The following is an 11,909-nucleotide window of genomic DNA, read 5'->3' on the forward strand; positions in this document are numbered from 1 at the left end:
ACCAACTGAGCTACGTAGCCTTACTATTCTCTTCCCTCTCAGGAAGTGGCGCGTATTATGCGTATATGACTGGCAACCGTCAACCCCTTTTTTACTAACTTTTTTTAAATGCTCATTAAGTGTGCGCATTAGGGCGAAATACGTGCAAAAAGCCGTGAAATTGAACAACTTGCACGAAATAAGTTAGCTATTTACCACGCTTTGTCACTGGTTTTTGTTTGGTAATAACATACGTCAATAGGGCGCGGGCCATACGTATTGTCATGAAAAAACGGGTTATCTAAGTTTCTTCCTGTGTTTGCCCGTTTTTTATATTCTTCATGAAGCGGTGTTTGCAGAAAATAAGGTGTAGCGTTGTTTACATGCACAAAAGCCTGCTTAATTTTGCTTTCTTGCGTTATGTCATCTAGAACGCCACCTCTGTCCATATTTCCTCGCGGCAACTTTTGAAGTACATCCATACCTTGCAGTACGCGACCAACGACCGACATATTTCTGTCTAAGTGCCGTGGTGCTTGCCCAATCACAATGTAAAACTCCGTACTGGCCGTATCTTTCTCGCTATTGCGAGCAAATGCCACAACACCAGGGCAGTGAAGTCCCCACATTTCTTTACGGCTTTTATCAATGCCTACTGGAAAACCGTCTAAAAAGCCGGTGTTAGGCGCAAACAAATCCTTGTTCTCAACCACGTTTACATTGCTATTAAGCGGTTGGGTAAATTCAGCGTTGATTGGTTGAAGCAGATTCGGTGGGAATTGTGAAGCGTCATGAGTATCGTTGCTGCCTGCTTGCGCTACAAACCCGTCTACTACACGATAAAATGCTTGTTCGTTATAAAAGCCTGCGTCTATTAAACTTTTAAACCTGGCCACATGTTTGGGTGCAAGGGTAGGGTGAAGCGCAATAACTACATCGCCATATGCAGTTTTAAACGTCACAGTATTACTCTGAGGTACCTGATACCAACTGGCGGTGTTACTCGCTATTGCTGGTGTCTTTTCAACAGCGTCGCTATTGATTTGTGAATTCACTGGGGTAGCTTGAGGTTCACTGGCAAAAGAAAAATTAGCAAGGCTTAACAAGCACAACGCTTTAATAGAGGTTCTTAATACAGAAAACCGTTTGGCGTGCTGTGATTTGCCGCAATTCAAACTAGAAGAGTGCGATGAAGTAAAATGATTAAAAGTCATTGCAAAGGCCGTTAGTTTTTTACTAGTTATATCAGGACTATGTGCGCTTCACAATTATTCGCAAGAAACAAAAAAGCCACCTTGCGGTGGCTTTCGTAAACAGTGCTAATTTCTACAATAGAAATTACACGTTAAAGCGGAAGTGAATAACGTCACCATCTTTAACAATATAGTCTTTACCTTCTAAACGCCATTTACCTGCGTCTTTCGCACCTTGCTCGCCGTTGAACTCAACGAAGTGATCGTAGCCAACGATTTCAGCGCGAATAAAGCCTTTTTCGAAGTCGGTGTGAATTTTACCTGCCGCTTGCGGTGCAGTTGAGCCTTCAGGGAAGGTCCACGCACGCACTTCTTTTACGCCCGCAGTAAAATAGGTTTGTAGCGTAAGTAGGCTGTAACCCGCACGAATTACGCGGTTAAGACCAGGTTCTTCTAGACCCATGTCTTGCATAAACTCTTCGCGTTCGTCGTCTTCAAGCTCAGCAATATCAGACTCGATTGCCGCGCACACTGCAACTACAGTGGCATTTTCGCCTGCTGCAATTTCTTTAACCTGATCAAGGTACGGGTTGTTTTCAAAACCGTCTTCATTCACGTTTGCAATGTACATGGTTGGCTTAAGGGTAAGCATGTTCATGTAGCTGATTGCCGCAAGCTCTTCTTTAGTCAGCTCAAGTGAACGTAGTAACAAGCCTTCGTCTAGGTGCGGCTTAATCTTCTCAAGCACTTTCATTTCGTACTTGGCATCAGCATCGCCACCTTTTGCGCGCTTAGCAACACGGTGAAGTGCTTTTTCTGTTGTTTCTAAGTCGGCAAGTGCAAGTTCGGTGTTGATAACATCGATATCGTCTTTAGGGCTAACGCGACCTGCAACGTGAACAATGTTATCATCATCAAAACAGCGTACTACGTGACCAATAGCGTCAGTCTCACGGATGTTAGCAAGGAATTTGTTTCCTAAACCTTCACCTTTAGAGGCACCTTCAACCAAGCCAGCAATATCTACGAATTCCATGGTAGTAGGAATAACGCGCTGAGGTTTTACGATTTCAGCCAACTTGTCCAAACGAAGATCTGGCACAGGAACAACACCTGTGTTTGGCTCGATAGTACAAAACGGGAAGTTTGCCGCTTCAATACCTGCTTTAGTTAATGCATTGAAAAGTGTTGATTTACCTACGTTTGGTAGGCCAACAATACCGCATTTAAAACCCATGGTATGGATCCTTAGTTTGGAAAAGTGATAACTGGCTAGGTTTACCCTTTGTGCGAGTGTAACCTGTTTTGTGCTTGCTTAAGGTCTTCTTTCAGCAAAATTTCTGTACAGCGTACCGCTTCATCGATGGCACTTTCAATGGCTGCTTTTTCTTCTGCTGGTGGTTTTCCAAGAACATGGCCGGTAACTCGGCTTTTATGACCTGGATGACCAATACCTATGCGCAAACGCAAAAAATTCTTGTTGTTACCCATTTTAGCCACAATGTCACGTACGCCATTTTGACTAGAGCTTCCGCCCACTTTGTATTTTGCAACACCTGGGGGTAAATCTAATTCGTCAAACGCTACTAATATTTGTTCTGGTTCTATGCGGTAAAAGTTAGCCAGTGCTGCTACGGCTTGTCCACTTTTATTCATAAAGGTAGTGGGGTAGAGCAAACGGATATCTTTGCCTGCAATGGTAATGCGAGCAGTTTTACCGAAGAATTTGGTTTCTGGTTTTAGCGGGGCGTTGTAGGCGTCGGCAAGTTGGTTAAGAAACCATTCACCGGCATTGTGTCGGGTATTTTCGTATTCGGGGCCTGGATTACCCAGACCCACGATAAGGCGTATATCAGCCAAGAGGATTATTCCTCAGAAGCTGCTTCTTCGCCGTCTTCTTCTGCTTCAGCCGCTTTAGGAGCAGGCTTAACAGTTACAACCGCTAGGTCGTGAGCTTCGTCGTTCTTCGCAAGTTCAACTGAAGCAACGCCAGCTGGAAGAGTTAGGTCAGAAAGGTGTAGCGTTTGACCCATTTCAACACCAGCCATGTCTACTTCGATGAACTCAGGAAGGTTCTTAGGTAGACAAGTAACTTCGATTTCAGTTACGTGGTGCTCAGCAATACCGCCAGCTTTAACAGCAGCAGAAGCTTCTTCATTTACGAAGTGAAGTGGTACGTTAGTGTGAACGTCTTGACCAGCGATTACACGTTGGAAGTCAATGTGTGTGATCTTTGGCTTGAACGGGTGACGTTGCATATCTTTAACTAGAACTTCAACAACTTTACCGTCAAGGTTAATCTCAAGAACGTGAGAATAAAACGCTTCAAAGTCAGCTGAGTTGTTTACTTTGTTATGATCTAGTGTGATAGAAACTGGCGCTTCTTCACCACCGTAGATGATACCAGGTAGCTTATCTTCGCGACGTAGGCGGCGGCTCGCACCTTTCCCTAGGTCTGTACGAACAGAAGCGTCTAGTTTGAAATTTGCTTCAGACATTGTCTGTCTCCAAAAGTATAAGTCTAATGATGTGGATTTTTGCGACCAAAACCCACGGTAAAATGATGCAAATTACGTTTAAAAATAATTTCCTATGCGCAATAAAACACCAGCCCAAAATTCAAGGGCGGCGAATTCTAACACCACCTACCAAAACATACAATTACAAAGGCAGATAAAATATCCAACTAAGCAAATGTAAGTATTTGCGTTACTCACAATAAAAAAGCGCACCTTGGCGCGCTTCTATCATATTTATAGAAAAAAGCATTTTGTGAAGACTAACTTGACCGCTAATGTCTCTTTCCTATGGCTTCACAAGGTCAACAGGCCTTGGGAACATAGCAACTTTTCACACAGGCGTTTACTTCGTCAGCACCACTCTGTAATGGGCTTTACCTTCTCTTAATCGAGCAATAGCGTCATTCACGTCTTCAAACTTGAAGGTTTCGGTCACAGGTTCAATATTGTGGTGTGCGGCGAAATCTAGCATGGTCTTGATGGTTGCAGGGCTTCCTACTGGCGAGCCTGACACACTTTTCTGACCACCAATTAAGTTAAACGCACCAATATCTAGAGGTTCAAGGGTGGCGCCTACAAAGTGAAGTCGGCCTTTCGGAGCCAATGTAGATAGGTACAAGTTCCAGTCTAGCTTTACGTTGACTGTTGAAATAATTAAATCAAATCGACCGCGCGCTTTTTTAATTTCATCTTCATCACGGCTATTAATCGTATCTGACGCACCTAGCTCTAGCGCTTCCTTCTTTTTAGATTCGCTCGAAGTGAACGCTACTACCTTACATCCCCATGCATTTAAAAACTGCAGGGCAAGATGACCCAGGCCGCCAATACCAACTACACCCACTTCACAGGTAGGACTAATACCAAACTGGACAAGAGGGTTGAAGACGGTAATACCTCCGCAAAAAAGAGGGCCTGCCTTTGTACTATCGATAGCATCGGGAAGGGGAATAACGGCACGTGCTTGGGCGCGCACTTTATCTGCAAACCCACCGTGACGACCACCTATGGTCATCTTAGCATCAGCACACAGGTTATGATCGCCTTCTTCGCAAGTTCTACAACTATTACAGTAGCCTGAATGCCAGCCTAAACCGACACGCTGTCCCACCTTTAGTGACGTTACATGTTCACCTATTTGGCTAATTGTGCCGACAACCTCGTGACCAGGCACAAAGGGATATTCTGTCATGCCCCATTCATTATCGAGCATGCTTAGGTCGCTGTGGCAGATACCACAGCTTTCAACGTCTATTTCAACGTCATGTGAGCCAAGCTTACCGGGGTCGTATTGAAACTTTTCTAGTTTTCCGCCCGCTTCTTTAGCGGCATATGCATTTATCATCAATAACCGTCCTTTTAAGTGTTGCAGTGCAACATTCACGCGAAAGCAAAAACTCTATAATTGCTAAATCGCTAGCTTAATTACCTTTATCAGTAATTTACTACACGTGTAGCTACTTTCACGATCATTGTGTTTGCAGGTTATCAATGACTTTACTGGTATCGAGTACTTTAACGCTTGATACTTGAAGTACCGTACCGAATTGCGTAAAGGTCATCATGTCGGGTTTAGGCGTACCTTTAACTTCAACAATAAGGCCGTTCTTTTGATAGGTTTCATCTAAGCCATGTAGCGTATAACGTTCGCCGTTTTCAGCAATAAAAGCATAAAAACCGCCTTCGAGATCTTTATAAATAATACTGCCCTTCATAGTCATTTCACCTTTTGCATTATCTTCTCTTGCTTCAGCCTGGGTAACAGGTTCGGCTACCAGTTCCTTGGGCATAGAACTCTTATCATTAGCTTGAACTATGGAAGATTTTTCTTTCATCTCAGTTCCTTGTTTCTCGAGTTCTGCTTGCTTCACTGAGTCGTCATATCCAGAGCAGCCCGCTGTATTTAAAAGGGCAGTAATTACTGCAACAAGGCATAGTGTTTTTGTTTTCATTTTATGTCCTTCATAGTAGTTTTAACGCGCAACAATTCTTAACGTTAAACCTAAAATAGATGAAAAGAAAGTCACATTAACGTGTTGGAAAGTGGCAATAGAATATATCTAAGACGTAAAGAGAACGTATTTGGATTGATGTACTATGCAAGGGTACAGTTTGCTTTTAAAGAAAAAAGAAAGATAAAAAAAGAGCCGGCGCCACTTACATGGGCCAGCTCTTTGGTAGGAGTAACAATATTTAAATTTTAGTATTCAAACATTGCTGAAATAGACTCTTCGTTGCTGATGCGACGAATAGTCTCTGCAAGCATCTCAGATAAAGTAAGCTGTTTTACTTTTCCAATTTGCTTCATCTCTGCACTTAATGGGATAGAGTCGGTAACGATAATTTCATCAATAACAGACTCTTTAAGATTGTTAGCAGCGTTACCTGAAAAGATAGCGTGAGTTGCGTAAGCATAAACACGACGCGCGCCATGTGCTTTAAGTGCTTCGGCTGCTTTTGCAAGCGTACCGCCTGTATCAATCATGTCATCGACAATGATGCAGTCTCTGTCTTTTACATCACCAATGATGTTCATTACCTGAGCCACGTTCGCTTTAGGACGACGCTTATCGATAATAGCAAGGTCGGTGTCGTTAAGTAGTTTCGCAGTAGCACGTGCACGTACAACACCGCCAATGTCAGGAGAAACGACTACAGGGTCGGCAAAATCACGTCTTACCATGTCAGCAAGAAGGATAGGAGTACCGAATGCGTTATCCACCGGAACATCAAAGAAACCTTGAATCTGTTCGGCGTGTAGGTCGATAGTAAGTACGCGGTCAACACCAACGTTAGACAGGAAGTCAGCCACTACTTTCGCAGTAATTGGCACCCTAGCTGAACGAACACGACGGTCTTGGCGTGCATAACCAAAGTAAGGAATTACTGCTGTAATACGACCAGCTGATGCGCGACGTAGTGCGTCGATCATCACAATAAGTTCCATAAGGTTATCGTTAGTAGGCGCACACGTAGACTGGATAATAAAAACGTCCGAGCCACGGACGTTTTCATGAATTTCTACGCTGATTTCACCGTCACTGAAACGGCCAACTTTGGCATTTCCAAGTTTGGTGTAGAGGCGATCGGCAACTTTCTGGGCAAGTTCTGGTACGGCATTACCTGCAAAGAGCTTCATATCTGGCACAAGTGGTTCCTCAGTGCGTTGATAAAAGAGGTTTGGCTGGGGTAGCAGGACTCGAACCTACGAATGGCGGGATCAAAACCCGCTGCCTTACCAACTTGGCTATACCCCAATTTTAAGTTCTTGTCCGATGTGGCGTACACGCTATTTTTTTTGTTCTAATTTGTCTAATAGTGGTGAGCGATTCACACCTTTTGCGACAAAACTCTGCCAAGCTTCAGGCATTTGAGCCCTAACTTGTTCGGCTAAAGTGTAGTCAGAAAAAGTGGCAAACACGCATGCACCTGTGCCCGTCATTCGCGACGGTGCGTAGTGTACCAACCACTGTAATAATTTTGCAACTTCAGGATAGCGATTCGCGACTAATTGCTGACAATCATTCCAAGTTTTTTCAAATTTATAGTCTTCCCAACGTATCGCTGGTGTATTTCTGGGCAAATCCGACGAGGTGAACACTTCAGCTGTACTGACATGAACATTTGGGTTCGCTACTAAAAAATACTGTTCTTGTTGCGGAGCTGGCGTTATCTCTTCTCCAACGCCTCCTGCAAATGCCGTTAGACCTCGCACAAAAATAGGTACGTCAGCGCCTAAAGCTAGCCCAAGCTCAGCCAGTTCATCTTCACTTAGCCCTGTGTTCCAAAGGTGATTAAGCGCCACTAACGTGGTTGCGGCATTCGAAGAACCCCCGCCAATACCGCCCCCCATAGGAAGGCGCTTGTCTAACGAAATAACGGCACCTTTATTACATTTTGTTTTTGTTGCCAGCAGTCGCGCTGCTTTTACAATTAAATTGTCATCGTCTGGTACCCCATCCAGTGGTGTTTCCATGCGTATGGTTGTGTCGTCTGTGCTTATGTCAAAGGCGAGTGCATCGCCGTAATCCAGCATTTGAAACAGGCTTTGGAGCTGGTGATAGCCGTTGTCGTAGCGGCCAAGAATATGTAAGAAAAGATTTAGTTTAGCGGGGGAAGGCCACCAATCTTTTTGTTTAGAAACAAATGAGTTCACTACAGAGTCCACTGATAAATTTTAATTTTAAGCTGAGTTTGAGGCATATCCGGCGTTTCGTTTTGAGTAAGCGTTATGCTGTGAGGCAGCCATACAGATGTGCCATCACCTAGCTCAACACTACCGTAGTTACCGTAAGCAACTTGCCAATTTCGACATCCTTGGCAATAGCTTTCAAGGGTATCAACCAACCCTAATTCGGTAAGGGTGAATTTATCACCGTCCAGCGGTAGTCCTTTTACCCAAGACAACAGTGATTTCACCGGAATTATCATTCCCGTAATCTGATAAATAAGTGGCTCTGGTAGAGCATCTACATACGTTTCGCCGTCAGCCTCTAATACCGACTGCTGCTGGGTAACATTAAGGTTAACCAGACTTACCCCTAAAAAATTGGTTAATCGAAAATCAAAATCACCGGAATCGTTTTTCCAGACTAAATTAAGGCTGGCCGCTTCCTTACCTTGGCGAAATGCAATTTTTCCGCGCATTTGCCACTGGTGAACTTCAGCAACCTTTTCAAGTTGAGCCGTAAGGTTTACCGCGTTTTCTGGGCCTTTGGGAGCGGTTGTACATGCACTTAATATAAAGCAAAAGGTCAACAGTAGGGTAGTTAAGCGAATCATTAAGGCGTGTTACCTGTATAAAAATAAAACATAATTAGCTGTGACATTATGGGAACACAGTTTCACCAACACTTTCAATCATTTTGGGTTTTTCGTACAATGCCGCTCCGACGTTGCCAGCACAGATTTTAATGACTTTACTCGCCCTCGGTATTAACCACAAAACAGCACCAGTAGCACTTCGTGAAAAAGTGGCCTTTACACCAGATTCTCTGGTGGAAGCGCTTGCGAGTTTAAAAAAGCTGGAAGGGGTAGATGAGTCTGTCATTGTATCGACCTGTAACCGCACTGAGTTATACGTTAATACTCAAGACGACACCGGCCAAAAGCTTTTACAATGGTTAAGTGACTTCCATCATTTAGATGTAGAAGAGATTGCCAATAACAGCTATGTGCTTGCTCAGGATGAAGCGGTTAAGCACATTATGCGCGTAGCCAGCGGGCTTGATTCACTGATTTTAGGTGAGCCTCAAATCTTGGGTCAGGTGAAGCAGGCGTTTGGTGATGCAAAACACTCGGGTATGGTGAGCAGCGAATTTGATAAGCTGTTTCAACATACGTTTTCGGTGGCAAAACGAGTTCGCAGTGAAACAGATATAGGTGCAAACGCGGTAAGCGTGGCTTATGCAGCCGTGCAGCTGGCAAAACATATATTCGCTGAACTACCAAAACGTTCAGTGCTATTAGTGGGAGCTGGCGAAACCATTGAACTTGTGGCTCAGCATTTGAAAGAGCAGGGCGTGAGCTGTTTGGCTGTGGCGAATAGAACCGTAGCGCGAGCAGAAGCCTTAGCCGAAACACTAGATGCGAGTGTGTTTACCTTATCGCAAGTGCCAGAGCACTTAAAAGACTTTGATATCGTGATAAGCTCTACCGCTAGCCAACTGCCCTTAATTGGCAAGGGCATGGTGGAGAAAGCCCTTAAGCAGCGCAAAAACATGCCGATGTTTTTGGTTGACCTTGCAGTACCACGAGATATTGAGTCAGAGGTTAACGAGCTAGGCGATGCCTATCTTTATACTGTTGATGACTTGCAGCATATTGTTCAGAAGAATTTAGAAAACCGCGAGCAAGCAGCAAAAGAAGCGGAAAAGCTTATCGACAAACAAGCTGGCGACTACATGACGTGGAAGCAGTCGCAGCAATCGATAGATTTAGTAAGACAGTATCGCCAAAAAGGCATGGCACAGCGTGACGATATTGTGGAAAAAGCCAAAGCGCAATTAGCAGAAGGTAAAAATGCCGAAACGGTATTAGAAGAAATGGCGTATAAATTAACCAATACGCTATTGCACCCAACTACCTTAGCGTTACGCGAGGCTGCCATGCACGATGACCCAGCATTGAGCCGATGGATGGGACAGGCATTAGATTTATCTGACTTTTCGTCAGACGATAATAAATAAGGTAATAAGAAGCATATGAAAGAGTCGGTAGTTAGGAAACTCGAACACTTAGTCGAGCGTTTCGAAGAAGTTCAGGCGTTGTTAGGCGACCCTGGAGTTATCGGCGATCAGGATAAGTTTCGCAACTTGTCAAAAGAGTTCAGTCAGCTAGAAGATGTAGTGGCAGGCTTTAATGCTTATCAGCAAGCACAAGAAAACTTGGCTTCAGCGCAGGAAATGTTGAACGAAGATGACGCCGAAATGCGCGAAATGGCACAGGAAGAGATGAAAGAAGCCAAGGCGGAAATTGAACGCCTTGAAACTGAACTTCAGGTGCTACTCCTGCCAAAAGATCCTAACGATGATAACAACTGTTTCTTGGAAATTCGCGCAGGTGCGGGTGGTGACGAAGCGGCAATATTTGCAGGTGACTTGTTCCGCATGTACAGCCGTTATGCCGAAAGTCGTGGCTGGCGTGTAGAGTTGGTTAACGCCAATGAAGGTGAGCACGGCGGTTATAAAGAAGTCATTGCTAATGTAAGCGGTGATGGCGTATACGGCGTATTGAAATTCGAGTCGGGCGGTCACCGCGTACAGCGTGTACCAGAAACCGAATCACAAGGCCGTATCCATACCTCGGCATGTACCGTGGCGGTATTACCAGAAATTCCAGAGTCGCAGGCAATTGAAATTAACCCTGCAGAGCTTCGCATCGATACCTTCCGTGCATCAGGTGCGGGTGGTCAGCACGTTAACAAAACCGACTCGGCTATTCGTATTACTCACTTGCCAACAGGCTTGGTAGTGGAATGTCAGGACGAGCGTTCACAGCACAAAAACCGTGCGAAAGCGATGTCGGTACTTCAAGCGCGCTTAAATCAGATTGAAGAGGAAAAGCGTGCAGCAGAAGAGGCTTCTACTCGTAAGAGCCTAGTCGGTAGCGGCGACCGCTCTGAGCGAATTCGTACTTATAACTTCCCGCAGGGACGTGTAACCGACCACCGTATCAACCTGACTATTTATCGTTTAGACGAAGTGGTGGAAGGTGACCTTAAGCAGCTTATCGACCCAATTTTGCAAGAGCATCAGGCAGATCTACTGGCCTCTCTGTCTGACGAATAACGCTGTCTTGTTACACAAACTGTTTATAGAAAAACAATGCGCATAGACAACGCCTTAGCATGGGCTGCTGAGCAACTAGAGGGTGGGGAGTCACCCTCTGTTGATGCAAAAGTCATGTTGGCGAACATTCTAGGTAAGTCACAAACTTATCTATTCACGTGGCCTGATAAAACCTTGGATGCCGCCCAGAAAGCGCAATTTGAAGCGGATGTGGCCAAGCGTAAACGGGGTGAGCCCGTGGCGTATATTATCGGCAAGCGTGATTTCTGGACCCTGTCACTGTTTACCTCGCCAGATACATTAATTCCACGACCAGATACAGAAGTATTGGTTGAGCAGGTGCTCAATTGGGCAAATCAACAATCCTCTGCATCCTTATCAATCTGTGATTTGGGAACCGGTACGGGCGCCATTGCGCTGGCATTAGCGAGCGAACTGCCAGAAGCATCCGTTACTGGCGTAGACTTTCAAGCTGGGGCGGTGAAGCTTGCTACCCGCAATGCCCAAGCTAATAGCATAGCCAATGCGCATTTTGTTCAAAGTGATTGGTTTAGTGCGCTGGCAGGTCAAACCTTCGACATTATTGTTTCAAACCCACCTTATATAGAAGAATCCAGTCCACACCTTAATGAGGGCGATGTGCGTTTTGAACCTAAAACAGCATTAACCTCGGGCACTGACGGCCTAGACGACATAACACACATCATTAATAGCGCGCCGCAATATCTCAATAAAGGTGCCTTACTTGCATTCGAACACGGCTTTGACCAAGGGGCTGCGGTAAACGCTTTGCTCGTAGATGCGGGATTTGTAGACGTCAAAACTGTTAAAGATTACGGCAACAATGACCGTGTAACGCTGGGGCAGTGGCAGTAGTTTTCAACCTCCAAAGAAGTTACCTTTTCTGTAGTTATCAAAATTTAATTGCA

General features: G+C 44.8%; 12 protein-coding genes and 1 tRNA gene. 3 read left to right on the forward strand and 10 right to left on the reverse strand.

Going from position 1 to position 11,909, the window contains the following annotated elements; all coding sequences use genetic code 11:
* Positions 1 to 191 precede the first annotated feature (191 nt).
* The 10 genes from ACX5KA_RS16230 to lolB form a co-directional block, all read right to left on the reverse strand.
* Entirely contained in the window at positions 192 to 1,193 is a 1,002-nt protein-coding gene (locus ACX5KA_RS16230) for a peptidylprolyl isomerase (RefSeq protein WP_458731664.1), read from the reverse strand.
* A 124-nt stretch (positions 1,194 to 1,317) separates the two neighbouring features.
* Positions 1,318 to 2,409 carry a redox-regulated ATPase YchF gene (gene ychF, locus ACX5KA_RS16235; protein WP_458731665.1) on the reverse strand — a complete coding sequence of 364 codons (1,092 nt, stop codon included), beginning with the start codon at positions 2,407 to 2,409 and terminating at the stop codon, positions 1,318 to 1,320.
* A 41-nt stretch (positions 2,410 to 2,450) separates the two neighbouring features.
* Positions 2,451 to 3,032 carry an aminoacyl-tRNA hydrolase gene (gene pth, locus ACX5KA_RS16240; protein ID WP_014976149.1) on the reverse strand — a complete coding sequence of 194 codons (582 nt, stop codon included), beginning with the start codon at positions 3,030 to 3,032 and terminating at the stop codon, positions 2,451 to 2,453.
* 5 nt (positions 3,033 to 3,037) lie between these two features.
* A complete protein-coding gene (locus ACX5KA_RS16245) occupies positions 3,038 to 3,670 on the reverse strand; it encodes a 50S ribosomal protein L25/general stress protein Ctc (RefSeq protein WP_334047807.1) in 633 nt (210 codons plus the stop codon).
* Positions 3,671 to 4,034: 364 nt separating this feature from the next.
* Positions 4,035 to 5,036: an NADPH-dependent aldehyde reductase Ahr gene (gene ahr / locus ACX5KA_RS16250; protein WP_458731666.1), complete on the reverse strand. Its 1,002-nt coding sequence runs from the start codon at positions 5,034 to 5,036 to the stop codon at positions 4,035 to 4,037.
* A gap of 124 nt (positions 5,037 to 5,160) precedes the next feature.
* Complete coding sequence (locus ACX5KA_RS16255) at positions 5,161 to 5,643, reverse strand: hypothetical protein (protein ID WP_039216235.1); 483 nt, start codon at positions 5,641 to 5,643, stop codon at positions 5,161 to 5,163.
* Between the two features lie 248 nt (positions 5,644 to 5,891).
* Complete coding sequence (locus tag ACX5KA_RS16260) at positions 5,892 to 6,839, reverse strand: ribose-phosphate pyrophosphokinase (RefSeq protein ID WP_014949014.1); 948 nt, start codon at positions 6,837 to 6,839, stop codon at positions 5,892 to 5,894.
* Between the two features lie 33 nt (positions 6,840 to 6,872).
* Positions 6,873 to 6,948: transfer RNA gene (locus tag ACX5KA_RS16265), tRNA-Gln, on the reverse strand.
* Between the two features lie 32 nt (positions 6,949 to 6,980).
* A complete protein-coding gene (gene ispE, locus ACX5KA_RS16270) occupies positions 6,981 to 7,847 on the reverse strand; it encodes a 4-(cytidine 5'-diphospho)-2-C-methyl-D-erythritol kinase (RefSeq protein ID WP_458731667.1) in 867 nt (288 codons plus the stop codon).
* Positions 7,847 to 8,473 (reverse strand): lipoprotein insertase outer membrane protein LolB, encoded by a 627-nt coding sequence (gene lolB, locus ACX5KA_RS16275; protein WP_039216233.1) that lies wholly within the window; start codon positions 8,471 to 8,473, stop codon positions 7,847 to 7,849. The genes ispE and lolB overlap by 1 nt, the downstream gene beginning before the upstream one ends.
* Positions 8,474 to 8,604: 131 nt before the next feature.
* Between lolB and hemA the strand changes: the two genes are divergently transcribed.
* Genes hemA through prmC form a run of 3 tightly spaced genes read left to right on the forward strand, consistent with a single transcriptional unit; the run spans position 8,605 to position 11,856 of the window.
* On the forward strand, positions 8,605 to 9,879 hold the full coding sequence (gene hemA / locus ACX5KA_RS16280; protein ID WP_014949017.1) for a glutamyl-tRNA reductase: 1,275 nt from the start codon (positions 8,605 to 8,607) through the stop codon (positions 9,877 to 9,879).
* A gap of 15 nt (positions 9,880 to 9,894) precedes the next feature.
* The gene (gene prfA / locus ACX5KA_RS16285; protein WP_014997976.1) at positions 9,895 to 10,980 is read left to right on the forward strand and encodes a peptide chain release factor 1; all 1,086 of its coding nucleotides are present in this window, start codon (positions 9,895 to 9,897) and stop codon (positions 10,978 to 10,980) included.
* A gap of 36 nt (positions 10,981 to 11,016) precedes the next feature.
* Complete coding sequence (gene prmC / locus ACX5KA_RS16290) at positions 11,017 to 11,856, forward strand: peptide chain release factor N(5)-glutamine methyltransferase (protein WP_458731668.1); 840 nt, start codon at positions 11,017 to 11,019, stop codon at positions 11,854 to 11,856.
* The last annotated feature ends 53 nt before the right edge of the window (positions 11,857 to 11,909 follow it).

The sequence above is a fragment of the Alteromonas alvinellae genome, assembly GCF_902705805.1.

What these genes read in the sequence shown, in the direction of transcription:
- ACX5KA_RS16230 (WP_458731664.1), bottom strand. Translation starts at nt 1,193, where the DNA reads ATGACTTTTAATCATTTTACTTCATCGCACTCTTCTAGTTTGAATTGC.
- ychF (WP_458731665.1), bottom strand. Translation starts at nt 2,409, where the DNA reads ATGGGTTTTAAATGCGGTATTGTTGGCCTACCAAACGTAGGTAAATCA.
- ACX5KA_RS16245 (WP_334047807.1), bottom strand. Translation starts at nt 3,670, where the DNA reads ATGTCTGAAGCAAATTTCAAACTAGACGCTTCTGTTCGTACAGACCTA.
- ahr (WP_458731666.1), bottom strand. Translation starts at nt 5,036, where the DNA reads ATGATAAATGCATATGCCGCTAAAGAAGCGGGCGGAAAACTAGAAAAG.
- ACX5KA_RS16255 (WP_039216235.1), bottom strand. Translation starts at nt 5,643, where the DNA reads ATGAAAACAAAAACACTATGCCTTGTTGCAGTAATTACTGCCCTTTTA.
- lolB (WP_039216233.1), bottom strand. Translation starts at nt 8,473, where the DNA reads ATGATTCGCTTAACTACCCTACTGTTGACCTTTTGCTTTATATTAAGT.
- hemA (WP_014949017.1), top strand. Translation starts at nt 8,605, where the DNA reads ATGACTTTACTCGCCCTCGGTATTAACCACAAAACAGCACCAGTAGCA.
- prfA (WP_014997976.1), top strand. Translation starts at nt 9,895, where the DNA reads ATGAAAGAGTCGGTAGTTAGGAAACTCGAACACTTAGTCGAGCGTTTC.
- prmC (WP_458731668.1), top strand. Translation starts at nt 11,017, where the DNA reads ATGCGCATAGACAACGCCTTAGCATGGGCTGCTGAGCAACTAGAGGGT.